23 protein-coding genes and 1 tRNA gene are annotated in these 24086 nt (G+C 65.6%); 5 read left to right on the forward strand and 19 right to left on the reverse strand.

The features are described from left to right. Positions 1–2: 2 nt before the first annotated feature. A complete protein-coding gene (locus ACNQR1_RS31175) occupies positions 3–2723 on the reverse strand; it encodes a cation-translocating P-type ATPase (protein ID WP_418049398.1) in 2721 nt (906 codons plus the stop codon). Between the two features lie 111 nt (positions 2724–2834). Here ACNQR1_RS31175 and ACNQR1_RS31180 point away from each other — a divergent pair, with 111 nt between their 5' ends. After that, complete coding sequence (locus tag ACNQR1_RS31180) at positions 2835–3059, forward strand: hypothetical protein (RefSeq protein WP_418049399.1); 225 nt, start codon at positions 2835–2837, stop codon at positions 3057–3059. 16 nt (positions 3060–3075) lie between these two features. On the opposite strand, the gene ACNQR1_RS31185 is transcribed toward ACNQR1_RS31180, so the two are convergent. Next, positions 3076–4284 carry an RtcB family protein gene (locus tag ACNQR1_RS31185; RefSeq protein WP_418049400.1) on the reverse strand — a complete coding sequence of 403 codons (1209 nt, stop codon included), beginning with the start codon at positions 4282–4284 and terminating at the stop codon, positions 3076–3078. 187 nt (positions 4285–4471) lie between these two features. Here ACNQR1_RS31185 and ACNQR1_RS31190 point away from each other — a divergent pair, with 187 nt between their 5' ends. Further along, positions 4472–4657 (forward strand): excalibur calcium-binding domain-containing protein, encoded by a 186-nt coding sequence (locus tag ACNQR1_RS31190; protein WP_418049401.1) that lies wholly within the window; start codon positions 4472–4474, stop codon positions 4655–4657. Between the two features lie 198 nt (positions 4658–4855). After that, positions 4856–5080, forward strand: a complete 225-nt coding sequence (locus ACNQR1_RS31195; protein WP_418049402.1) for a hypothetical protein — start codon at positions 4856–4858, stop codon at positions 5078–5080. 65 nt (positions 5081–5145) lie between these two features. Here the strand turns inward: ACNQR1_RS31195 and ACNQR1_RS31200 are convergent. Continuing rightward, a tRNA-Tyr gene (locus tag ACNQR1_RS31200) sits at positions 5146–5228 on the reverse strand. Between the two features lie 109 nt (positions 5229–5337). Between ACNQR1_RS31200 and ACNQR1_RS31205 the strand changes: the two genes are divergently transcribed. Next, positions 5338–5829 carry a YajQ family cyclic di-GMP-binding protein gene (locus ACNQR1_RS31205; protein WP_418049403.1) on the forward strand — a complete coding sequence of 164 codons (492 nt, stop codon included), beginning with the start codon at positions 5338–5340 and terminating at the stop codon, positions 5827–5829. Between the two features lie 70 nt (positions 5830–5899). Here ACNQR1_RS31205 and ACNQR1_RS31210 read toward each other — a convergent pair whose 3' ends face one another. The 16 genes from ACNQR1_RS31210 to ACNQR1_RS31285 all read right to left on the reverse strand — a co-directional run bounded on the left by ACNQR1_RS31210 (position 5900) and on the right by ACNQR1_RS31285 (position 22772). Then, on the reverse strand, positions 5900–7078 hold the full coding sequence (locus tag ACNQR1_RS31210; RefSeq protein WP_418049404.1) for an MFS transporter: 1179 nt from the start codon (positions 7076–7078) through the stop codon (positions 5900–5902). Further along, entirely contained in the window at positions 7075–8412 is a 1338-nt protein-coding gene (locus ACNQR1_RS31215; protein WP_418049405.1) for an LLM class flavin-dependent oxidoreductase, read from the reverse strand. The genes ACNQR1_RS31210 and ACNQR1_RS31215 overlap by 4 nt, the downstream gene beginning before the upstream one ends. Positions 8413–8424: 12 nt before the next feature. Beyond that, positions 8425–9276, reverse strand: coding sequence for an ABC transporter permease (locus tag ACNQR1_RS31220; RefSeq protein WP_418049406.1), 852 nt, complete (start codon positions 9274–9276; stop codon positions 8425–8427). Continuing rightward, positions 9269–10087, reverse strand: coding sequence for an ABC transporter ATP-binding protein (locus tag ACNQR1_RS31225; RefSeq protein ID WP_418049407.1), 819 nt, complete (start codon positions 10085–10087; stop codon positions 9269–9271). Before ACNQR1_RS31225 ends, ACNQR1_RS31220 begins: the two co-directional genes overlap by 8 nt. Then, a complete protein-coding gene (locus ACNQR1_RS31230) occupies positions 10084–11115 on the reverse strand; it encodes an ABC transporter substrate-binding protein (RefSeq protein ID WP_418050569.1) in 1032 nt (343 codons plus the stop codon). Before ACNQR1_RS31230 ends, ACNQR1_RS31225 begins: the two co-directional genes overlap by 4 nt. 139 nt (positions 11116–11254) lie before the next feature. Then, positions 11255–12049, reverse strand: coding sequence for a mannan-binding family protein (locus tag ACNQR1_RS31235; protein WP_418049408.1), 795 nt, complete (start codon positions 12047–12049; stop codon positions 11255–11257). 2 nt (positions 12050–12051) lie between these two features. Next, positions 12052–12723 carry a tetratricopeptide repeat protein gene (locus ACNQR1_RS31240; protein ID WP_418049409.1) on the reverse strand — a complete coding sequence of 224 codons (672 nt, stop codon included), beginning with the start codon at positions 12721–12723 and terminating at the stop codon, positions 12052–12054. A 13-nt stretch (positions 12724–12736) separates the two neighbouring features. Continuing rightward, a complete protein-coding gene (locus tag ACNQR1_RS31245; protein ID WP_418049410.1) occupies positions 12737–13987 on the reverse strand; it encodes an MlaD family protein in 1251 nt (416 codons plus the stop codon). After that, positions 13984–15303: an MCE family protein gene (locus ACNQR1_RS31250; protein ID WP_418049411.1), complete on the reverse strand. Its 1320-nt coding sequence runs from the start codon at positions 15301–15303 to the stop codon at positions 13984–13986. Before ACNQR1_RS31250 ends, ACNQR1_RS31245 begins: the two co-directional genes overlap by 4 nt. Then, on the reverse strand, positions 15300–16418 hold the full coding sequence (locus tag ACNQR1_RS31255; protein WP_418049412.1) for an MCE family protein: 1119 nt from the start codon (positions 16416–16418) through the stop codon (positions 15300–15302). Before ACNQR1_RS31255 ends, ACNQR1_RS31250 begins: the two co-directional genes overlap by 4 nt. After that, a complete protein-coding gene (locus ACNQR1_RS31260) occupies positions 16415–17461 on the reverse strand; it encodes an MlaD family protein (protein WP_418049413.1) in 1047 nt (348 codons plus the stop codon). The genes ACNQR1_RS31255 and ACNQR1_RS31260 overlap by 4 nt, the downstream gene beginning before the upstream one ends. Next, positions 17454–18509 (reverse strand): MCE family protein, encoded by a 1056-nt coding sequence (locus ACNQR1_RS31265; RefSeq protein WP_418049414.1) that lies wholly within the window; start codon positions 18507–18509, stop codon positions 17454–17456. Before ACNQR1_RS31265 ends, ACNQR1_RS31260 begins: the two co-directional genes overlap by 8 nt. Next, entirely contained in the window at positions 18506–20116 is a 1611-nt protein-coding gene (locus ACNQR1_RS31270) for an MCE family protein (RefSeq protein WP_418049415.1), read from the reverse strand. Before ACNQR1_RS31270 ends, ACNQR1_RS31265 begins: the two co-directional genes overlap by 4 nt. 9 nt (positions 20117–20125) lie before the next feature. Then, positions 20126–20983: an MlaE family ABC transporter permease gene (locus ACNQR1_RS31275; protein WP_418049416.1), complete on the reverse strand. Its 858-nt coding sequence runs from the start codon at positions 20981–20983 to the stop codon at positions 20126–20128. 1 nt (position 20984) lies between these two features. Continuing rightward, complete coding sequence (locus tag ACNQR1_RS31280) at positions 20985–21854, reverse strand: MlaE family ABC transporter permease (RefSeq protein ID WP_418049417.1); 870 nt, start codon at positions 21852–21854, stop codon at positions 20985–20987. 579 nt (positions 21855–22433) lie between these two features. Continuing rightward, positions 22434–22772 (reverse strand): ArsR/SmtB family transcription factor, encoded by a 339-nt coding sequence (locus ACNQR1_RS31285; protein WP_418049418.1) that lies wholly within the window; start codon positions 22770–22772, stop codon positions 22434–22436. Positions 22773–22873: 101 nt separating this feature from the next. Here ACNQR1_RS31285 and ACNQR1_RS31290 point away from each other — a divergent pair, with 101 nt between their 5' ends. Further along, positions 22874–24085, forward strand: a complete 1212-nt coding sequence (locus tag ACNQR1_RS31290; RefSeq protein ID WP_418050570.1) for an MFS transporter — start codon at positions 22874–22876, stop codon at positions 24083–24085. Position 24086: the final 1 nt, after the last annotated feature.

Below are 24086 nucleotides of genomic sequence, written 5' to 3' on the forward strand. Positions count from 1 at the left end.
AGCTACGTCGCCAGATCGGGCATGAATCTGCGCCCTACCCACTTCGCCGTCTCGATGGTCAGGAAGACCACGATGGACAACGCGACCGCGACCGACCAGCCGCGGATCGTGATGGGTGCCGAATGGAACCAGGTGTGCATGAACGGCGCGTAGGTGAACACGAGCTGCAGGGCGATCATCGCGGCGGCCATCCGCCAGATCCACGGATTACCCCGGAACACCTCGGGTCGCAGACTCGACGAGGTGACGAACCGGCAGTTGAGCAGATAGGCTAGTTGACCCAGGGCCAACATGTTCACCGCGGCGGTCTGCGCCACCGCCAGCGGATACCCACCGGCGCGCGCCACGAAGAACTCGGCCAGGGTCGCTCCGGCGATGAGGACCGACACCAACGAGATCATCGCGACATCAGCCCGGTTCACCAGTGCCTGCCGCGGCGTCCGGGGCGGGCGCCGCATCAGGCCGTCCTCGGCCTTCTCGAACACCAGCGCAAGTGACAGCGTGACCGCCGTGACCATGTTGACCCACAGGATCTGCACCGGCTGCAGCGGCAGCGCGAACCCGGCCAGGATCGCAACGAGAATGATGAGCGATTGCGCACCGTTGGTGGGCAGCATGAACAACACCGATTTTCGGATGTTGTCGTAGATCCGCCGGCCCTCTTCGACCGCCCGCTCGATGGTCGCGAAGTTGTCATCGGCCAGGACGATCCCTGCCGCTTCCTTGGTGGCCTCGGTCCCTTTGATGCCCATCGCGACCCCGATGTCGGCACGGGTCAATGCCGGTGCGTCGTTGACGCCGTCACCGGTCATGGCGACCACCTTGCCCTGGGCTTGCAGGGCACTGACGATCCGCAGCTTGTGTTCCGGGCTCGTGCGGGCGTAGACATCGATTTCGTCGGCCACCTGCCGCAACCGGGTCTGGCTCATCTCCTCCAGCTCGGCTCCGGTGACGACCCCTGGCACGTCGCCGGCTTTGACGATGCCCATCTCGCGCGCGATGGCCCGCGCGGTTCCGGCGTGGTCACCGGTGATCATGGTGACCTGAATCCCGGCCGCACGGCAGGTCTCGATCGCCGTGATGGCTTCCGGCCGGGGCGGATCGACGATGCCGACGATGCCGAGAAATTCCAGTCCGTTCTCGATGTCACCGATGTCCACACTGTCCGAACCGGCCGCCGGCAGCCGGGCGGCGGCGAGCACACGCAGGCCCTGTCCGCTCAGGTTGTCGATGCTCGCCTCCCAGGCGGCGCGGTCGAGAGACTCTGCGGACGAACCCCTGGCCTGGGTCTCAGACCGGTCGAGCAACCGGTCCGGGGCCCCTTTGACGTAGAGGTAGCGCTCACCGCCGGGGGTGTCGTTGAGGGTCACCATGAACTTGTTGGCCGACTCGAACGGCACCACACCCAGACGTGGCCAATCCGCATCGTCGATCTGCGCCTTCAGGGTCAGCGTGCGCAGCGCCCCCTCGGTCGGCTCACCCACCACCCGCCACCGGCCGTCGGCCTCGTCCAGGCGTGCGTCGTTGCAGACGGCCATGGTGGTCAACAGTGCTGACAAGTCGGGATAGTCGGTCGGCGAGATCGGTGTGCCATCGAGTTCGATACCGCCTTCGGGGCGATATCCGGTACCGGTGATGTCGAACCGGTCGCGCGCGGTGACAACGGTTCGAGCGGTCATCTCGTTCTGCGTCAGCGTGCCTGTCTTGTCCGAGCAGATGACGTTGACCGCGCCCAGTGCCTCGACAGCGGGAAGCTTGCGGGTGATCGCCCGTCGGCGAGCCATCTGCTGCACCCCGAGCGCGAGGGTGATGGTGACGACGGCGGGCAACCCCTCCGGGATCGCGGCTACGGCGAAACCAATTGCCGCCGTGATCAGTTCACTCACGGTGAATTGGTGCACCAGCTTGCCGATCACCAGCATCACTGCGGCCGCACCCAGGATGCCCACCGACAGCTGGCGGCCGAACCGGGCCAACTTGCGGGTCAGCGGCGTATCGATGGTCTCGACGTCGGCAATCAGCGACTGGATCCGGCCGATCTCCGTGCTGGTCCCGGTGGCGGTCACCACGCCGGTGGCCGAACCCGCCGCCACGATGGTGCCCGAGTACACCATCGACATCCGATCGCCCAGGCCGGCGTCCGGGCCCACCTCTGCGACATCCTTCTTGGCCGGCAGCGACTCACCGGTCAACGCCGACTCCTCCACCCGCAGGTTCGCGACCGCAAGCAGACGCATATCGGCCGGGATGCGGTCACCCGAGGCGACGCGCACGATGTCGCCGGGCACCAGGGTCTGCGCGTCAACCTGCTGCCAGTGACCGTCACGGCGCACTTGCGCGGTGACGGACAACATGCCCCGGATGCTGTCGAGGGCTCGTTGGGCCCGTCCTTCCTGGATGAAGCCGACCGCGGCGTTGATCACCGCCACGGAAACGATGACGGCACAATCGACCCATTCGTTGAGGATGGCCTTGAGCACGCCCGCGGCGATCAGGATATAGATCAGAACGTTGTTGAAGTGCCCGAGGAATCGGAGAATGGCAGGCCGGGGACGTTTTTCGGGGAGTTTGTTCGGACCGTAGGCGGCCAGCCGCTCCCGCGCGCTGTCACCATCCAGCCCGTCACCCGAACTGCCCAGAACCTCAAGCACTTCGGTGGCGCTACGGGAATGCGCGAGCGCGCTGACCAATGCATCCACTGCCGGGGCGGTGGTTTCCGCCATATTCGGATAGTGCCCGGCGCGGCGCCGACGTGCAAACGGTAGTTCGCTGCAGCGACGTCGGCAGCCGATACCTTGGAGGCTGACGCCCATTCACCCGGAAGGAACGCCGCAGTGGCAAAGAAGCGCTGGAATGACCTGTCCCCCACCGCCAAGACGCTCGTCGTCGCGGCGGCCGCGGCCGACGCCGGGCTACGGGCCTGGGCACTGCGCGACCTCGCCGGCCGCGACGCGAGCCGGATCAACGGGCCGAAATGGTTGTGGGGCAGCGCTCTCGGAATATTGAGCACCTCGGGTGTGCTGCCCGTGGTCTATCTCGTCGCCGGCCGTAGGTCCTGAGCCCGGAGCCCAGGACCTACGTGCCCTTCACGTTGAGCACCTGACGCAGCTCATGCTCGACTTCGATGAGGCTCGCAGCGTCAGCCATCACGACATCGATGTCCTTGTACGCGTCAGGGATCTCATCGACCCACTGCTCGCCGTGCCGGTACTCGATGCCCTGCATCCGCTGCGCGAGATCGTCCGCGGTGAACCGGCGGCGGGCCTCATTGCGGGAGAACCGGCGCCCGGCCCCGTGCGGAGCTGAGCACAGGCCGGCAGGGTTGCCCTTGCCGCGCACCACGTACGATCGCGTCCCCATGCTGCCCGGGATCAGGCCCATGACGCCCGCATGGGCATCGATCGCACCCTTGCGGGTCAGCCACACATCACGGCCCCCGTGGTGTTCCTTGCGGGTGTAGTTGTGATGAGTGTTGATCCGCTCGACCTCGAAGTCACCGGCGGTCTTCGGCTCGCCCAGATGCCCGTAGCCCATCCACGCGGCGAACACCCACATGTAGCGGTCCATCATCTCGGCGCGGTTCTCGAGAGCGAATCGCTGCGCCCAGTTCAGTTCCCTCAGGTAGTCGGTGAACTCCGATGTGCCCTGCGGCAGGTAGGCGAGGTCCGGGTTGGGCAGCTCGATCCACCACCGCTTCATGAGCTTCTGCGCGACCTTGATGTGCTTCTGGGCGATCTTGTTTCCGACACCGCGAGAACCCGAGTGCAGGAACAGCCACACCCGGTCGGCCTGGTCCAGGCACAGCTCGATGAAGTGGTTGCCGCCGCCGAGGGAACCGAGTTGCTCACGCCACTTCGGCGAGTGTGAGAGGTCGATTCCGCCGTCCTGAGCCAGGTGCTCGAGGTCGGTGATCCGGCCCGCCGTAAACGGGAACCGGGCCAGCGTGGCGTTGTAATTGCCGGGCGAGAGCGGGATCGCCGTCTCGACCGCGGTACGCAGCGCAGCCAGATCGCGCCCCGCCAGATCGGCGGTAGTGAATTCCGTGCGGGCGGCGATCATCCCGCACCCGATGTCGACGCCGACCGCGGCCGGGATCACGGCGTCGATGGTGGGAATCACCGTGCCGACAGCGGACCCCTTGCCGCTGTGAGCATCTGGCATCAGTGCGACATGAGGGTGCACGAACGGCATCGAGGCGGTCTGCTTCGCCTGCTCGATGGTGCTGTCGTCGATGTGGCTGGCGAAATTCAGCAGCTTGTGGTCGACGACGCGGTGCGTGGTCATGCCATCGATTCTCCCGATGCTGTCGAGAGGTTTGTTTCCGCGCCCTGCCTGGTCGGCGCCGCGATCGCTGCCCAGGTCCGCATTCACGCCCCGATCTGCAGCGATCCTCGTACTCTTGTCATGCCGAGCGCGCTCCGAGGAGACGGCGATGCGTCGAATTTTCACAACATCACTCATCGCGACCACGATGACGACGGGAACAATCGTCGCCCTCGCGGCACCGGCTGCCGCCGATCCTCCGTATGCGAGCTGCAACGAGGCCTGGGAAGACGGGCAGTCCAACATCCGGAAGGGCAAACCCGGGTACCGACCAGGACTCGACATCGACTCTGACGGCATCGCGTGCGAGTTCGGCATCGAGTCAGGTGTGTGAGGAGTTTGTTTACGCCGGCCGAATGCGGGGAATCACATGCCGGCGGGTGGGTGGATTCGTCCTGCGTAGCGACGGATTCACCGCTTGGTCGAGGAGTGTTGCGTGGTGCAAGGCTTGCGCAAGATTTGAGGGAATCGGTACTCGCGCGCCAGAATAGAGCTCCAAAGACGTAGACGGTTGTCGGCACCGGGGGGTCCGATGAAATTTGGTTGGTACGTGTTCATGCACCGCCCTGACGGTGGCGTGATGCCGATCGCTGGGTTCTGGCGCAAACGCACCGCGTTGCGGTGGGCCGATGAACACGCAGAACCAGACCACCGCCTTGAGGTCCATCGATTCGGTTGGTGGTCCGCCGACGCTGCCGGCCAGCAGACCGCAGCCGACCCGGCGCGCGGGCGCCAGGGGTCCGACGAACGCAGGTAGGCGCCAACCTCGCTGTCGCTCCCACAAAACCAAACAGGCCCCCTCGAAAGGGGGCCTGATCAGGGTGGCAGATGCAGGATTCGAACCTGCGTAGGCGTAAGCCGACGGATTTACAGTCCGCTCCCATTGGCCGCTCGGGCAATCTGCCTTGGTTTCGCCCCGCCCCGTTTCCGGTTTGGTGCGACTAGCAGGGTACAACGAGGATGTACCTAAGTTACAAACCGGCAGGAATATCGAGGGAACAGGAGGGGCGTCCAATGGCGGATTCCAGCTTCGACGTCGTCAGCAAGGTCGACCGTCAGGAGGTCGACAACGCGCTCAACCAGGCCGCCAAGGAACTGTCCACCCGGTTCGACTTCCGCGGCACCGACACCAGCATCGCTTGGAAGGGCGAAGAGGTGATCGAACTCACCTCCAGCACCGAGGAGCGCGTCAAGGCCGCGGTCGACGTGTTCAAGGAGAAATTGGTCCGCCGGGACATCTCGATGAAGGCCTTCGAAGCCGGCGAACCGCAGGCCAGTGGCAAGACCTACAAGGTGTCCGGTGACATCAAGCAGGGCATCAGCAGCGAGCAGGCCAAGAAGATCACCAAGATCATCCGCGACGAGGGCCCCAAGGGCGTCAAGGCGCAGATCCAGGGTGAGGAGATCCGGGTCAGCTCGAAGAAGCGCGACGACCTGCAGGCCGTCATCGCCCTTCTCAAGGGTTCCGACCTCGACGTGGCGTTGCAGTTCGTCAACTACCGCTGACGCGGCTTCGGCTGGGCGCTCAGATCGCGACTGACGACGACATAGCGGCCTGAGCGCACAGCCGGCGCACTCAACGGGTCGGCCAGGGCGAGAACCTCGGGATGAACCGGTGCATGGTGGCCGCCCCGGCGCATGCCACCGCGCCCACGGTGGCCGCAGCAACGCCGAGCGGGGCCACTGCCGCCACCCCGCCGACCGCCAGCGGCCCGAGGAACATCCCGCTGTCGTGCATGAGCCGCCAGGCGGCCAGGAACTCGGCCCGGGTCGCGGTGGGTGCCACGTCGGCGCCCAGGGTCATGATCACGCCGTTGCCCAGCCCGTTGCCCACCCCCATCAACACGGCCACGGCCGTCATGCCGATCACCCCGGCCGCGAACGGCAGAGCGAACAGCGACGCACCGATCACCAGGAGTGACGGCACCGCCATCGCACGGCGGCCATAGCGGTCCATCACCATTCCGGACGGGTAGGAGCACAACAGGTCGGCCAGCGCACCGATACCGAACACCAGCGACGCGGTCGCCGCGCTCAGCCCGATGTGATCGGCCCACAGCGGCAGCACCGCATCCCGGGACGACCGGGCCGCCCCCATCATCAGCGCGCCCAGTCCGAGGGTGCCCAGCAGTCCGCGGTGCGCGCGCACGATCTCGGTGAGCCGGGCCCCACCGGGCACCGCCCCCTCGGCCCGTGGCGGATCGGCCAGCCGGGCCATCAGATATCCCGACACCACGATGCCGATCAGCTGCACGATGAAGCCACCGTGCGTCCCGACGGCAAGGATCACCGCCGCGCCGATGAGCGGCCCCACGAAATAGCCCAGCCGCCACGTCATGGCGAACATCGCCATCGCGCGGGCCCGCCTCTCGACGCCCACGGCCTCGGCAAGATAACTCTGCCGCGCCAAACCCCATACCGCACTGGAGAACCCGGTCAGCAGTACACCGACGCCGAGGATCAGTGGGTTCCAGGCGACCAGGGACAACAGCACACCCGCCGTACCGAGCGAGGATCCGACGATGATCGACCGGCGCTCCCCGAACCTGGCCACCATCCGCCCGGCCGGCAGGTCGCCGAACACCGCACCGAGACCGACGAGCGCCACGATGAACCCGGCTACACCTACCGAGGCGCCCAGATCCCGTGCGATCAGCGCGATCACGGGTGCGCCTGCGCCCTGCCCGATCCCGAAGATCGCGGACGGGAGGAAGACTGTGACGGCCAGAGAGCGGAGCGGGACGCCCTCGCTCACGCGCTGGTTTCGGCCGCCGTCACCGTGTACCGGCTGGGCCGTTGCGCCAGCCCGTAGTGTCCGCGAAGCGTCGTCGCGGTGTAGTCGGTGCGAAACAGTCCGCGTCGCTGCAGGATCGGCACGACCTGATCGACGAAATCCTCCAGACCGCCGGGCAGATACGGCGGCATGATGTTGAAGCCGTCGGCGGCACCCTCGCTGAACCACAACTCCAAGTCGTCGGCCACCTGCTCGGCGGTGCCTGCGAACGTCCGGTGTCCCCGGCCGCCACCGAGTTTGGCGATCAGTTGCCGCACGGTCAGCGACTCGCTGCTGGCCAGATCCTTCACCAGTTGGTAGCGACTCTTGTTGCCCTGGATCTGCTCGATGGGCGGCAACGCGGGCAACGGCGCATCGAGTGCGTGCGCGGTCAGGTCCACTCCCAGCATCTGCGACAACTGACGCAACGAGTACTCGGGCGAGATCAGGTCGGTGAACTGCTGTTCCAGTTCGCGGGCGGCGGCCTCGGTGGGGCCGATGAACGGCACGATGCCGGGCAAGATCTTCACATCGTCGACGGTGCGGCCGAACTTCACCGCACGAGCTTTCACGTCACGGTAGAACGCCTTGCCGTCGGCCACCGAGCGCTGCGCGGTGAAGATCGCCTCGGCGTATCGCCCGGCGAAATCCCTGCCGGACTCCGAGGACCCGGCCTGCACCAACAGCGGGCGGCCCTGCACCGACCGCGGTGAATTCAGTGGCCCCCGCACGGTGAAGTGCTCGCCGTCGTGGTCGATCCGGTGCACCCGGTCCGGGTCGGCGAAGATCCCGGTGGACTCGTCGAGGACCAGGGCGTCGTCTTCCCAGCTGTCCCACAGTGCGGTTGCCACATCGACGAATTCAGCGGCCCGTCGGTAACGACCGGCATGGTCCGGGATGCCCTCGACGCCGAAGTTGGCCGCTTCGTCCTCCCCGGCCGAGGTGACGATGTTCCACCCGGCCCGGCCTCGGCTGATGTGATCCAGGGAGGCGAAGCTACGGGCCAGGGTGTAGGGCTCGATGTAGCCGGTGGTCGCCGTCGCGATCAGGCCGACGCGCTCGGTGACCGTCGCCATCGCGGTCAGCAGGGTGATCGGTTCGAAGATCGCCTGCGTGTTGTGCTTCACCCGCGGCCCCACGGCCAACCCGTCGGCGAAGAACACCGAATCCAGCTTGCCGCGTTCGGCCAGTTGGGCCAGGCGCTGGAAGTGGCTGACGTCGGTGAGGTTTCGCACGTCGGTGCGATCGTGCCGCCACGCTGCTTCGTGGTGGCCGACACCCATCAAGAATGCGTTGAGATGCAGTTGGCGTGGCAATGGTTCCCTTTCCTAGGTGGTGGCGCGCCAGCCCGACAAGCGCCCTTCGATCGCGACGACGATGCCGTTGAAGATCACGCCCACGAGCGCGATGGTGACGATCCCGGCGTACATGTTGGGGATCTGGAAGTTGAGCTGTGACGCGGTGATCAGGTAGCCCAATCCGGCCTTGGCGCCGACCATCTCGGCGGCGATCAGCACCAGGATCGAGGAGGCCGCCGCCATGCGCAGACCGGTGAAGATGGTCGGGACCGCCGCGGGCAGGATCACCTTCTGGAACAGCCGGACCGGTGAAAGCCCGAGGGAACGTGCCGATTTGATCAGCAGGGGATCCACGGTTCGCACTCCGGAGATGGTGTTGAGCAGGATCGGGAACGACGCCGCGTAGATCACCAGCGCCACTTTGGAGGTCTCCCCGATCCCCAGGATGAGGATGAACACCGGCAGGAGGGCGAGGGCGGCGGTGTTGCGGAACAACTCCAGGATCGGGTTGAGGAATTCAGCGACCGGTCGATACCACGCGATCGCCACCCCCAGCGGGATGCTGACGACGATCGCGATGGCCAGTCCGGCCAGGGCGCGCGACAGGCTTGCCGAAACATGCTCCCACAGTTGGCCGTTGTTCAGCAGGGTGAACCACGCACTGACCACCTCGGAGAACGGCGGCAGAAAGACCTTGTCCACCAGCCCGATCCGCGGCGCCACCTCCCACAGCGCAAGGAACGCGGCGACGACCACCGTGGGACGCAGCAGACGCCATGCGAGGGCCCGCAGGCGGCCGCGCTCGGGCTCCGGGGCCGGCACCTCGGTCTGGATCTCGACGGGTGATGCCTCGGCGGGGGCCACCGCGACGGCGCTAGACATGTTGAACCTCCTCGGACCGGGCGCGTTCCACCTCGTCGTGCAGAAGCGACCAGATGTGGTGGCGTTGCGCCCGGAATCCCTCGCTGGAGCGGATGTCGTCGGTGCTGCGGTCGATGTCGACGTCGACGATCTTCTTGATCCGGCCCGGCCGTGACGTCAACACCGCGACCCGCTGGCCGAGGTACAGCGCCTCGTCGATGCCGTGGGTGATGAACAGGATGGTCTTGCCGGTGGCCTGCCAGATCCTCAGCAGTTCGTCCTGCAGGGATTCGCGGGTCTGGGCATCCAGCGCGGCGAACGGCTCATCCATCAGGAGCACCTCGGGGTCGAACGCCAGGCTGCGGGCGATCGCGACGCGCTGTTTCATCCCACCGGACAGTTCGTGCGGGTAGCGGTCGGCGAAGCCCTGCAGCCCGACCAGCTCCAGGTACTCCTCGGCCCGCCGGCGGCGCTCCGCCGAGGGCAGACCCTTTGCCTCCAGGCCAAACTCGATGTTCTTGCGGGCGGTGCGCCATGGCAGCAACGCGTACTGCTGGAAGACGATGCCGCGGTCCAGGCCGGGGCCGGTGATCGGCTTGCCGTCGAGCAGGATCTCCCCCGACGTCGGTTGGGTCAGGCCGCCGAGCAGGTCCAGCAGCGTGGACTTGCCGCAGCCGCTCGGCCCGACCAGCACCAGGAACTCACCTGCTGTGACGTCGATGCCGATGTCCTCGATCGCGGTGAAGCCGGTCTTCTCGCCACGGATCGGGAATTGTTTGGTCACATTGCGCAGCCGCAGCTTCGGCGCCGTGCTCTCGGCGTGGGTACTCACTTGTGCGCCAGCACCTTCCCGTCCGGACCGCTGCCTTCGGGATAGGTTCCGTTGGCGTACGGGTTGAAATCGTTGGTGTAGAGATCCTTGGCCTTGAGCTGGCCTTCCTTGAGCTCACCGTTGCGCACCAGCCAGTCGATCCAGGTCTGCAGTTCACGTTCGGCGATCACCGCGCCGGGAACCGGAATGCCTGAGCTGCGCCAGTATTCGATGGACTGGGTGTCCTCGTTGCGTTTGCGCTTGTTGATGATCTCGCGGAATTTGGCGACCACCTCGTCACGCGGGGTCACCTGGGTCCAGCGAATGGCCCGCGCGGTGCCCTGGACGTAATCGGCCACCGCATCCCGGTTCTGGGCCAGGAAATCGTCGCGGACCACGTAGGTGCCGTAGCTGAACGCCCCGAACAGCGACTTGTCGGTGAACAGCGGCCGGATCCCGCCGCGTTCCTGCGCGGTCTCGCGCCAGATGCCGTTGAGCGCCGCGACGTCGATCTGCTTCTCGCGCAGCGCCTGCTCGGTGTTCACCGGCGGCACCACGGTCAGCGTCACCGTCTTGATCTCGTCGTTGGTGAGCCCCTCCTTGGCCAGCCATTCCCGGGTCAGGAATTCGTGGTGTGCGCCAAGGGTGTTCATCCCGACCTTCTTGCCGATCAGGTCACGAGCCGAGTGGATCGGGCTGTTCTCCAGCACGAAGTACCCGGTGTACTCGCCCTCGTCGGCGCCGTAGGAGCTGAGCACCGAGGTGATCGGCGCACCGGCGGCGTTGAGCTTGACCACGGCGCCGTTGAACGCCTCGCCCACGTCGATGTCGCCGGTGGCCACCGACTGGATGTCCTGCGGCCCGCTGGTGGTGTTGCCCACCCAGTCCAGCTTGATCTTCTGGTAGTAGCCGAGATCCTCGGCGAGCTCCTGGAACCGGACCTCGCCGGCCCAGCCCTGATAGCGCACCACGGTCTTGCCGTCTTCCGTGCGCGCCGACTCACCGGACGAGCCACACGCGGTCAGTACCACCACGAGTGCGCTGAGCATCGCGAGTACCGAACTGAATAGGCGCATGGCCGTTGTCCCCCATGGAGTCGCACTGATTGGTGCGGCTCATGGTGGCAACAAACTCGGGCCAGGTAACCCTTTAGCCTCGCGAAGAATCGAAAGTGTCAGGGCATGGCGGTCAGACCCCGCCGAACTGCGGCTGCAGCACGGGGGCCAGCGCCGAGAGCGGGATGTGCGCCTGCACCGTGCCGCCGTCCATCGACCACTGCATCCGCCCGGGGGTGAAGTCGAGCGGGGTGTCATGGCCGACCGGGTAGTCCGGCATGTAGAGGATCAACTCGTCGGGCGTGAGCGCCCAGGCCTTGTAGCCGCCCGAATACACCTTGTCCGGGGTCCAGCGGTCCGGGGTGAACGGATAGGTGCCGGGCTGGTGCGGCGGCGGTGCAGCATCCAGTGCGGCGACGATGAACGGATCACCCAGGCGCGGGATCTCGGCCCGGTGGTCGACGCCCGGTTTGAACAGGTCCGCCAGCTGCACCTGCCGCCCGCCCGCGAACGTGAAGGTGCGGTAGGCATCGCTGACGATGGGTGCGTTCGGGTGGGACAGCGCGTCGGTACCGAATGTGCCTGAATACATCTCATGAAAGACGGCCGTCACCGCGTCGCCGTGCTGGAAGATCTCGAACTGCTCCTCGCCGAAACTGTCCTGGACCATCTTCTGTGCGGCGGTGCGCCAGTTGTTCATCAGGTTGGTCAGGTACTGCCGGATGACGGGGTTGTCCAGCAGGTCGCCGGGCAGCGCCATCTTGATGTCGCGGACGGCTTTGCGCTCCGAGACCACGGACGTGCTGCAGAACTGCCCGTCCCACTGCCCGCCCAGCTCACCGCAGAACGACGGAGCTGATGCCGACGCACACGGAGCGGTAGCCAGCGCTACCACGGCTGCCACCGCCCCCATAAACGCGCGACGCATGGCTACGGCAACTCCACTTTGCTTGCACGCCAGCGGCCGTCGACGTACTCCATCGTCATCTTGATTCTGCTGCGGTCGATTCGCGGATCGGGCACCTGGGTGTTCGACACCGATTGATCGACGAACAGCAGCACAACGACCTTGTCCTTGGTCGCAGACTGCACGGCCGACTCCAGCACGACACCATGCGCGGACGCCTTGTTGTCGATCAGCAACTGGCGCAGCTCGGTACTGGACTTCGAGTACATGTCCTTGAACTCACCCGTCGCGCCGTCGAGCACCTGGGTGAAGTTCTCGTCGACCTTGGCCGTATCGATGCTGGTGAGTACCGCCGCATACTCGACGGCGGCCTGCTGGGCGGCCTCCTCGGCATGCTGGACCTGCAGCTGCTGCCACCATTGCCAGCCGACATAGCCCGCCCCGCCCAAAACGGCGACCAGCAGGACCGCGGTCGCGATCAGGGCCGCGCGCGGCCGCCGACGCTCACGCGGCTCGTCACCGTCGGACTGCTGTGCGCTCTCGGACTTTTCGTTGTCGGCCTCGACCTTGTCCTCGACATCATCGGCCGATTTCTCGACATCATCGGTTGATTCGTCGACGCCGTCGGTCGTTTCCTCGACATCCTTGTCGGGTTCGATGTCGGTATCTGTGTTCTTGTCAGCGGTCACGGACACTTCATCTCCTTACTCAGCGAGGTGGTTCGATCGGCAGCGTCGGGCCGCCGTATGGGGTGGGAATCGTGTACCGGCCCTTGGGAGTCGGGTCTGTCTGTCTGCCGAGATCGGCGCCCGGCGGTGGACCAGCGGTGTCGTCATCGGCGGGCCGCGGCGCGTTCCTGGCGCCGCGAACCAGGAATCCGGGGTGGTCATTTCGGCAGTAGGTGTACATGAACGGTTCGGGGTAGTCGGCCGAAGACGGCGGGTGGCGTGGTGTTCCGTAGTCGCAAGAGTACCGCGGGTAAATGTCACCGGTCGCCCACAGGCCGTGGTCATGCATCGCCGATCCGAGCGCGTCGAGCACCGACGTACGGTAATTCGGGAACAGCGCGTTGAGCGCCGGTACCCGCAGGTAGAGCAACCGGGAGGTGGTGGTCAGGTTGCCGAGCAACTGCACCATGGTGTCTGAGTTGTCGATGAACAGGTTGTCCACCGCGGCGAGCGTTCCCGGAGCCTGGTTGGTGAGCCGGCGATAGCCTTCGCGCATCTTGTTGATGCCCGCGAAGGACTCGCTGAGATTGTCTGACGCAACATCGATTCCGGCGTTCTTATCGGCCAGCAAGGTGAACACCGAGCGGCTGCTTCGCAACAGGCTGCTGGTCTCGGGCAGCACCGAGTCGAGCGTGGAGAGCAGGAAGGTGCCTCCGTCGATGATGTCGGCCAGCTTCTGCGGACCGGCGTCGGACAGGCTGAGCTCCCGCCGGATGAGTTCGAGCTTGTCCGTATCGGTCTGGGACAGCGCTCCGTCCGCATTGGCGAGCAGATCTGCCAGACTCACCGGCACCGTGGCCTTGCCGAGTGCGATGACGCCACCGTCGGCGAGGAACGGTCCCTGATTTGATTCGGGCACGAAGTCGATGTACTGCTCGCCGGCGGGCGAAAGGCCCGACACCCTGACGTCGCTGGACTCCGGGATCTGCACGGTCGATCTGACGTTGACCACGGCGTTCACACCCGACGGAGTGATGTCGAGTTGTTGCACCCGGCCGATCGGCACCCCGCGCATCGTGACGTCCTGGTTGGGCAGTAGGCCGGCCGACTCGGGCAGTTGAACGGTAAGCCTGTACTGCGACGCGAGCGGGTTCACCCGCAGCGCGCCGAACAGTAGATAGCCGCTCGCCACCACCAGGACCATGATCAAGCCGGCCGCCGACAGCCAGGCCTTGCGCCGGTAGCCGAACCGGACGAGATCGACAAGTCGGTCCGCGGCTGCCCCGATCATCGCGGCGCCTCGGCGGGCAGCGGTCCGGGTGCGGTCGCAGGCGCCGGGCTGAGTGGCGGCTCGGCCGGTCCCGGCGGCAGTGCGGCCGCCGGGTCAGGCCCTGGTGCCTGCCCCGGGGCGGGAGCTCCTGCGGGGGGTGCAACTTCCAGTTGACCCGGCTCGGTCGGGCTGGGTATCACCGGGACCTGCGGCACATCGGGCCCCCTGCCGACGACCCTCTCCTGCAACTTGAACATGGTGTACCTGAACGCGCCTACCAGCTGGTGCCAGTTGTGCCACTTGGGCCCGTGGAACCCGGGATCACCGGCGAACCCGATATCGGGGATCTCGCCCAGGACCAACCGGTCGATGCTCGCGTTGACCGCGATCGCGTTGCTGGTGGTGGCTTTGACGAACGGTGGCATGAGCCGGTTGAGCGCATACAGCGAGGCATCAGGGGCCAGCGCAACGTCGTTCCAGGCACTCGCGACGGTGTTGGCATCGGCGATGACACTGCGGCCGCTGGTGTCGGTACCCGCGATCGACGGGAATTTACGTAACTGATTGGAGACGTCGCCGACCTGCTGAACCAGATCGGCAATCTGGTCGGTGTGGGCGGCCAAGGTATCGGTGGCCGGGCGGGCTTGGGCCATCACCTCACTGATCGTGTCGTTCTTGGACTCGATCTGCGCGACGAGCGCCGATGTCTCGCTGATCGCGGTCGAGATCTGTCCGGATCTCGCGTTCAGCGTGCCCAGGGTCTGGTTGGTCTTGTTGATGAGGTTGCCGAACGCTTGGCCCTGTTCGCCGGTGGCCTTGCCCAAGCCATTGATGATGTTGGTGAAGTTGCGCACCGCACCGCCGTTCACCAGGATCGCCGCCGAGCTCAGCACCGATTCGACAGTGGCCGCGGCCGTCGTCGACTTCAAACCGATGGTGTCGCCGTCGGCCAGCAACGGTGCGGCGGGGTCGGCAGGCATCGGCGGTTTGATGGCGACGAATACGTCGCCCAGTGGTGTGGCGGAGCGCAACTCGGCGGTGCTGCCCTGCGGTATCCGCACCCCATCCATGATGCGCAAGGTCGTCACCGCGGTGTAGTTACGCGCCACCATCGATTCCATCTGGCCGATGTCGGCACCGGCCAGCTTCACCTTCGCGTTGGCCGGCAGGTTGAGCGCATTGGAGAATATCGCCGTCACCCGGTAGCCACCGGATCCCACGCCGGGAGCCGGCAGCGGCAGACTGGCCAAACCGTCGGTGCCGCAGCCCGAAACGGTGAGACAGGCCACCATTGCGACGCCGGCGATGCGGCGGTGACGCTTCCTGATCCAGATCATTTCTGTCCCATCGCCGCGAGGCCGTCCAGCATGTAGGACAGTCCGAAGTCCGGTCCGAAATCCTGCAGAGTGCCGGTGCTACAGCCCAACTGCCGCAGCCCCATGACGTTGCAGACCTCCTTGATGAACTGGTTGTCGAACAGCACCCGATCAGTGAGCACCTTCACCCGTAGGGCGCCGTTCTTCTTGTCGGTGATGTTGTACAAGTTGTCCAATGTCATCGGCGCAACATCGAGGAGCTCCTTGAGATCGCGTTCGTGGTCGACGCTCGTTTTCAACACCTTGTCCCCGTTGGCGACGATGTCCTTGATGGCGTCGCGATGCGTTTCGAGCACCTCGCCCGTATGGGTCAGCACCTCGTTGATCTTCCTGCCGGTGGTGCCCGAGCCGAGATCCTCGTCGGCCAGGATCTGACTGAGTGCCCGCACCGAAGAACCGAAGTCCCGCATCGTGGCGTCGTTGCGGGCGGCAGCCTCCGACAACGAGCTCAGGTTGCGGATGATGGTGGTGAGCTGATCTTTGGTGACCGTGCCCTTGTCTGCACTGAGTCGCAACGCGTTCGACAGCTCGCCGAGTGCGTCCTTCATCTGTTGGCCGTTCCCGTCGGCGACCGCAGCGCTGGCGTTGACCACATCGGCGATCGGTCCGTTGCCATTGCCGTCACCGCGCAACGAGACCGACAGCTTGTCGAGTACGTCGAGCACCCGGGCGAATTCGACCGGCGTCTGGGTGCGGTTCAGGCCGATGGTGGCGTGGTCGACCAAGACGTCACCGCCGCGATACGGCGGGGTCAGTTCAATCTGCCGATCCGTCAGAATCGAGTTGGAGATCGTGACTGCCTGGGCGTCAGCAGGAACTTTCACGTCCTTGTCGACGGTGAATTCGACTTCGACGTAGCCGCCCTTCGGGGTGATCTTGGTGACCTCACCCACCGGCATCCCGAGCACCGCCACCGTGTTGCCTTCGTAAAGCCCCGCAGCGCTGTCGAACTGGGCGGTCACCGAGATGGTGTTGAGCTGATCCTTGGCGTAGACAACCGCCCCGGCCACGACCACTGCCGCCACCGTCAGCGCGGCGATGGCCAGGAGTGCCAACCGGGACTTCAGAATTCTCATTTGCAGTCCTTGAAGTACTGAAGCATGTTGAACTGCTTGGCCCGACCGCTGATCGCGCACATCCAGGAATCGATCAGCAGGCCGTTGGTGGCGTTGAAGTCCGCGGCGTTGCCGGTGCCGGTGGCGTTGGCCAAGCCGCGCAATGCGACCGGAGCGGATTGCAGGGTGCTGCGCAACAGATCGTCGTGCTGGGCGAGCATGGTCGACAGCTCACGCAGGTTACGCAGCAACTCCTCCAACTCGGGGCGATCGTCGATGACGATATTGCTGAGAGTTTGAACAAGATTGGTGAGCGCGTCCATCATCGCGTGGAAGGTGGCACGCCGTGCGACGAACTCCCCCAGCAGCGAATTTCCCTGGTTCACCAGGCTGCCGAGCGTGGACTGCTGGCGACGGAGTGTGGTGCTGATCAAATCAGTGGTTTTGAGCAGCTCACCCAATTGGTCACGCCGCTGCGCGATGATCGTCGACAAGGTATGGGTGTTCTTCAGTGCCTGCGGGACCACCGGGGGCAGTGTCTTCATCTGCTCCCCCAGGATGGCCAGCGACTGGGCGAACTTGTCGGTGTCGACCTGCTCGTAGGTCCGGGTCACGTCGGCCAGAGCTTCCTGCAGATCGTAGGGAACCTCGGTGTGCACGAGGTCAAAATTGTTGTCCGGCAACGATCCCGATCCGCCGGGATTCAGCGCCAGATAGCGTGAGCCCAAAATGGTGGTGATCTTGATCGAGGCCCGGGAATCCTCACCCATCACGACGTTGTTGCGGACCTTGAGCCGGGCTTCGACGTGGTCGCCCGCGAGTTTCATGCTCATCACCTCCCCGACCGGGATCCCCGCGATGGTGACCGGGTTGCCCGGCCGCAGAGCCGCCGCCTGGAGGAACTGCGCGGTGTATTCGCGATAGCCGATGTTGGCCACCTTGATCAGCAGCAGCGTCGCGATGAGAGCCGAAACCACTGCTACCGCGATGATTCCGAGCCAGGTCCGGTTGCGCCCCTCAAGCGGGATCCGCCTGCGCTTGGGCTTCGATGATTGGTCAGCCATTGGCCAGATTCCTGCACTTGGGGGTGTACTGCGCCTTGTTACCAGGGGTCGCGGCGTCGACGATGATCGGTGTCACGTCGTTGAAACCGGGGAAGAAGCCAGTCGCGTTCAGGTCACACGCGTAGGCGTTGGCGTAAGTCCCCTCGTTGGTGATCCGCGCAAAGCCCTTGAGCAGCAGCGGAAGATTGGCGCCGGTGAACGCCAGCTGCGGCTCCAGGCCCACCATGTGCGCCGCGAACCCCGGCTCGCGGGTGACCAGTTGGTTGAGCGACGGATACACCTGATCCGAGATGGTCGACAGTTGGCGCACCACCTTGGCGATCGAGCCCATCGAGTCCACCAGCTGGGGGCGCCGCGCGTCGAACGTGGACACCACGGTTCGGGCCTGTCCGATGATGTGGTCGAGGTCGTCGTTGTGGCGGGCCAGGTTGGCCGTCACGACATTCAGATCGGTGATCACCTCGCCGAGCTTTTCGTCCTGCCCGGCGAACGACTCGGTGAGCTTGCCGGTCTGGTCGACCAGAGCGGTGATCGAGCCCGCATCGCCTTGCAGGGACTGGATGACACCCTTGGTGAGGTTGTCGGCGTTCTTCGGGTCGAGCACGCTGAACAACGGCTCGTAGCCATTGAGCAGCGTCCCCACGTCGAACGAGGGGTCGGTGCGCTCGGTCGGGATCACACTGCCTGCCGGCAGCAGACCCGGTTCCCCGAGCTTGCCCAACGACAATCCGAGATAGCGCTGCCCGACGATGTTCTGGTACGTCACCGAGGCGACGGTGTTACCCAGCACCTGTTGGTCGCTTTGCACCACGAACGACACTTTGGCCAGGTTTCCTTGCAGCTCAATGCCTTCCACCCGGCCGACCCGTACCCCAGCCATCCGGACGTCGTCACCCTCGCGCAACCCGAACACATCGGTGAACATCGCGGCGTACGGCACCGTCTTGCCTGCCACGTCCCGGCGCAGCGTGACGTAGACCAACCAGGTCAACACCACCGCCACCACCATGAACAGCGACAGTCCGATCAGTGCGCCTCGGTATTTCATTGGGGCTCCTCAGAAACAGACACCGTTGTCCCCCGCGCCACCGGGCCGAGGAGCAGCTGGGTGGCCGCCGTGGCCGGTTGGCCGGTGATGACACTGAGTTCGAACCGCTCCTGGGGGCTGCCGACGGGGCCGACGTTGCCGCCGAACGACGCCGGTGCGGCCTCGGCGGGCAACAACGGCGACGGTCCGGGCGCCGGAACCGGGCCAGGAGCCGGCGGGGTTGCCGGCGCGGGATCCCACGGATTGGGCGCGACCGGGGCGAGCGGGGACTGGTTCACCGCCGGCGGCGGGGTCGGGGCCAGCGCCGGGTTCGCGGAACCGGGAACCGGCGGTGACGGCGTCATCTCCGGTGGCAGTGGCGGATTGGGGTCGGCCAAGCTCGGATTCGGATTGACCAGCGGCGGGCCGACGGCGATCAGGTTGCCACTCTCGCCCAGCACGGTGCCCGGTGGTGGCGCCAGATCCTTCGGAGGCTGGTAGTTCTGCGGTAGCAACACATCCGGCATGGCCGGCCGGGTCGCCACCAGGGGCGCGGTGAAACAACTCGGGCCTTTGAGCTCACCGTACTGTGGGCAGTCGGCCCGGGTATAGGTGTAGCTGGGCGTGAACGACAGGTTCACTCGCATGTTGCCGGTGTCTCGATCGCTCATCCACACTTCGTTGAAGAACTTGTCCGACAGCTGATTCAGCTTGACGAAGGCCGGCACCCAGTTGTTCGAGGTCTGCGCCAGATTGCCGAGCACCGGGGTCAGGTCCGAGGTGATCTTCACCAGCCGGTCGGTGTGGTTGTTGAGCGCGGTGTGGGTGGTGTCCATCGTGTGCACACCACCGCTGATCAGTGTGTCGAGCTGCGAACGCTGCTCGACCAGCACCCGCATGGGTTCGACCGCTTGTTGCAGCGAGTCCAGCAGTTCCGGCGCAGTGGCCTGCAACCCCCGGGTGGCGTCGATGAGGGCGGACACCGTCGTCTCGTCCGGCTCGGCCGCAACGATCGAGTTGGTTTCGTCGATGAGCCGATTCAACTGGGCGCCACTTGCCAACAGCTCTGTCCGGCGATCCTCGGTGGCCGCGTTGACCGCAGCCAGGATGCCGACCGTCTTGTCCTCGCGACCGCGGCCGGTCGCAGCCAGGATGTCGCGCAGCTTGCTGATCGTGCTCTGGAACAACACCGTCGGCAACTCGGTGTCCTCGGGGATGTGCGCACCGTCCTGGATGGCCGGGCCCGGGCCCTGATCGACCAGCTGCACCGAGGACACCGCGAAAACATTGCTGGGTACCACCCGGGCCGTGACCGTAGCCGGAATCGACTGAGCGTAGCCAGGTTTCAGGTCGATGTGCACATAGTTGGGTTCGCCGTGCGCCGCCGGGGTGACACCCTGAACCACGCCGACCAAAACGCCGTGGTACTTGACGTCGGATCGTTGCGGCAGCCCGTCACCGACGTTCACCAGGTTGGCCACCACTCGGACATAGGGATCCAGCCGGCCGGTCGACTTGACCAGCAGCGCGGTGGTCACGATCGCTGCAACCGCCAGCAGCGCGAGCCCGCAGCCCAGCAACTGCCGGTCGGTCGGCCCGCGGCCGTCCAGCTCAAGGGAATTCGGCATTGCGCTTGTTCACCCCCCGAACCTCGCTCCGGAGTCGACGCTCCACAGCGCCATCGTGAGGAGCATGTTGACCATGATCACCACGGTGATACTGGCGCGCATGGCGTGCCCGGCGGCGACGCCCACCCCTGCCGGACCACCGCTGGCGTAGAACCCGTAGTAGCACTGGACCGTCGACGCGATCCACACGAAGATGATCGCCTTGAGCAGGGAGTAGAGGATGTCCTGGCCGGACAGCATCAACGCGAAGTAGTGCATGTATGAGCCGGTCGAACCACCGCTGATGGCAAAGACCACGAGTTGGCTGGTCAGGTAGCTGACCGCCAGACAGGCGACATACAGCGGCACGATCGCGACAACCGAGGCCATCAGACGGGTCGTCACCAGATACGGAATCGGGCGGATGGCAATCGAATCGAGCGCGTCGATTTCCTCGGCGATGCGCATCGATCCCAGCTGCGCGGTGAACCGGCAACCCGCCTGGGTGGCGAATGCCAGAGAAGCGGCGATCGGGGCCAACTCTCGGGTGTTCACCAGCGAGGAGATGATGCCGGTGGCAGGCCCGAGTCCGAGTAGATCCAAGAAGTTGTAACCCTCGATGCCGACCAACGCACCGACGGTGATGCCGAGCACGACCGCAACGCCGGCGGTGCCGCCGCCGACCACGAGCGACCCGTTCCCCCAGGTGATATCGGACAGCAGCCGGACGAACTCCTTGCGATAGTGGCGCAGCGTTATCGGGATGCCCGTCAGCGCCCGGCCGAAGAAGACCAGCATGTGCCCGAGCCGGATGACCGGGGACGAGACGCGTCGGTAGAGCCGGACCCAGGGATCGAGAACGGCCGGCCGGTAAGTGGAAGCCGTCACGTCACAGCCCCACTCGGGGGAACAACATGATGTAGAGCTGGCTGATCGCGACGTTGACCACCATCAGCAGCAGGATGGACTCCACCACAGCCGCGTTCACCGAGTTGGCCACGCCGGTCGGCCCGCCTTTGGTGGACAGCCCTTTCTGACAGGACACCACCGCGACGATCGCGCCGAAGATCACCGCCTTCACCAAGGCCACGATCATGTCCTCGGTGGTGGCGAACGAGGCGAACGTCGCGACGAAGCTGCCGGGGGCGCCGTTTTGGAAGTAGACGTTGAACAGGTAGCTGGCCAGGAAGCCGACGAAAGCCACCACGCCGGTGAGCGCGACGCCGATCATCACCGCTGCCGCAAAACGCGGCACCACCAATCGCTGGATCACCGAGACGCCCATGACCTCCATGGCATCGGTTTCCTCACGCATGGTTCGCGATCCCAGGTCGGCTGTGATCGCCGATCCGACCGCGGCGGCCATCAGGATCGCGGCCGTCAGCGATGCCGCCTGCCGGATGACGGCCAGGCCGCTGGCGGCACCGGCGAGTGAGGTCGCGCCCACCTGACCCGCCAACAAGGCGAACTGGATCGACAACGTCACGCCGATCGGCAAAGCGACCAGCACCGTGGGAAGCACGGCGGTGCCCGCCATGAACGATCCCTGCTGGATGAACTCACGCCATTGGAAGCGGCCGGTCACAAGGTCGAGGAAGAGAATCTGGATGGTCCGGACTCCGAGGACGAACTGGTCACCGACCGTGGTGAGCGACGCCAATGGATGACGCCTGGCATAACCGGTGGCCCAGTTCTCGATGGCGTCGATTCCTCGTTGCGACTCGACACCACCAGCCACGCTCTCAGGCGGCGCCGTCATCCTCTCTCATTAAGCAGCAGCTGAACGAACACAGAGATCAATCCCTCCCCAGGCCGAGATATGGCCACCGCCGGCCGGATAACTCGCAGTGGTTGGCACCGTATCGTCGGCGCTCATCCCCCGTCAACGTTTTGCCGAATTATCATTCACTTAGTCAGGTTGGCTCATCAATTACCGGCAAATCCGCAGCAACCGCCCAGCGCGGTGGCTGGCCGCCCCATCGCGCGGGTGGACACGTGTCATTTCTCGTATCACCTGTAAATGCAGGGCATTCAGGCCTCAGTGGGCGTCGCAGGCATTGACGCCGACGTAAGGGTCGCGCCCAGATCGGTCAAGATTCGCACGGAGCGGACGAACTGACTACGGAATCAGTGCCCGGTATGGGCGTTAACTTTGCCGATCGTGTCGATGCCGCGCGAAAAGTTGCCAGATTTTGCCGACCAGGTGACGCCCGCTGCCCCGCACGCCGTTGCGCCGAAGTCTACTGACTACAGGCGATGTCAGTCGGGTTTCGGAACATCTCGTGATCCCGAACCTCGATGGTGTCGCCGGGCGCCGGGGCAATCCGGCGACCGCCGCTCAGTTGCGGTGCGATTCCCAGTTCGCCTGCTCGACGATCGCATCGAGCAGTCCGGGCATCGCGGTGTCCACCTCTTGCACCCGCAGCCGCTGATAGATGTGCCCCTCGCTGACCACACGCTCGGTCAGCCCGGCGTCCCGCAGGATGTTGAAGTGGTGAGTGGCCGTCGACTTGTTGATGCCCTCATACAGCGCCGCACACTTCACCGGCTCTCCGACGGCGTGCAGACGGCGCACCATTTCCAATCGGACCGGGTCCTGCAGGGCCGCCAGCAGTTGGGCCAGATTCGCCACCGAGCCCACCGGCTCGCGCGCCTCGACCGCCGAAGCCTCCGCCATCTGTGCCCTCCGTCACCGGAAAATAAGTTTGATGAACGTCAAACCGAGCGTAGTCTCGGTCAGGTTCGATGAACATCAAACCTACCGGACGGGACGTGACGATGGCAGGGATCTCGGCGGAAGGTTCGCTCGGTCTGGAGCACCAGCGTTGGGCCTACCCGCTGCTGCTGATCCTCAGCGGGGTGGCCCTCGGCGTCTCCGGCCTGCCCGCCCCGCTGTACGGCATCTACGAAACCGCCTGGCACCTCACCCCGCTGGCCACCACCATCGTCTTCGCGGTCTACGCACTGGCCGCGCTGGCCGCCGTCCTCGTGTCCGGCCGCATCTCCGATGTGATCGGCCGCAAGCCCGTACTCGTGGGCGCCCTGATCGCGATGATCATCGGGCTCGGCGTCTTCCTGGTGGCCGACAACATGGCACTACTGCTGCTGGCCCGCACCATTCACGGCGCATCCGTCGGGTCGATCGTGGTGGTGGCCGCCGCCGCGCTGCTCGATCTGCGCCCACACCGCGGTGTGCGCTCGGGACAGCTCAGCGGCGTCGCGTTCAACATCGGCATGACCGTCGCGATCATCGGCTCCGCGGTCCTCGCGCAGTACGCACCGCACCCGCTGCGCACCCCCTACGCCGTCGTCGCGGTCATCTGCGTCCTGGTCGGCGTCGGGGTCCTCGCCCTGCGCGAAACCCACACCACCCGCTCCCCCGGCCCTGTCCGGATCTCGAAACCCGCTGTCGCCAAGGAGATCCGGTCAGACTTCTGGTTCGCCGCGCTCGGCGTGATGGCGTCCTGGTCGGTCCTGGGCGTGCTGCTCTCGCTATATCCGTCGCTGGCCGCCCACCAGACCCACATCGAGAACCTGGTGTTCGGTGGCGGAGTCGTGGCCATCACCGCGTTCTCCGCAGCGATGGCCCAACTGGCGGCCACCCGCATCCCGGCACACCGTTCGGCGATCATCGGCGACGTGGGCATGGCAATCGCCCTGGGCCTTACCGTTCCGGTGCTGGTCACCCATTCATGGCCACTGGTGTTCGTGGCGGCTGCAATGCTGGGTGCGACGTTCGGGCTCGGGTTCGGCGGATCGCTGCGGCACCTGTCGCACGTCGTCCCTGCCGACCAGCGCGGCGAGACCATGTCGGCGTTCTATCTGCTGGCCTACACCGCGATGGCGGTCCCGACACTGCTGGCCGGCTGGGCCGCCACCCGCTGGGACCTGGCCACGGTCTTCCCGTGGTTCGCCGCCGCGGTGGCGACGGCCTGCCTGGCCGCCGCGGGCATCGGCGCGATGAGCCGCAGACGAACCGTCACGGGCTGAC

The organism is Mycobacterium sp. 48b (assembly GCF_048282725.1).
GTDB lineage: Bacteria > Actinomycetota > Actinomycetes > Mycobacteriales > Mycobacteriaceae > Mycobacterium.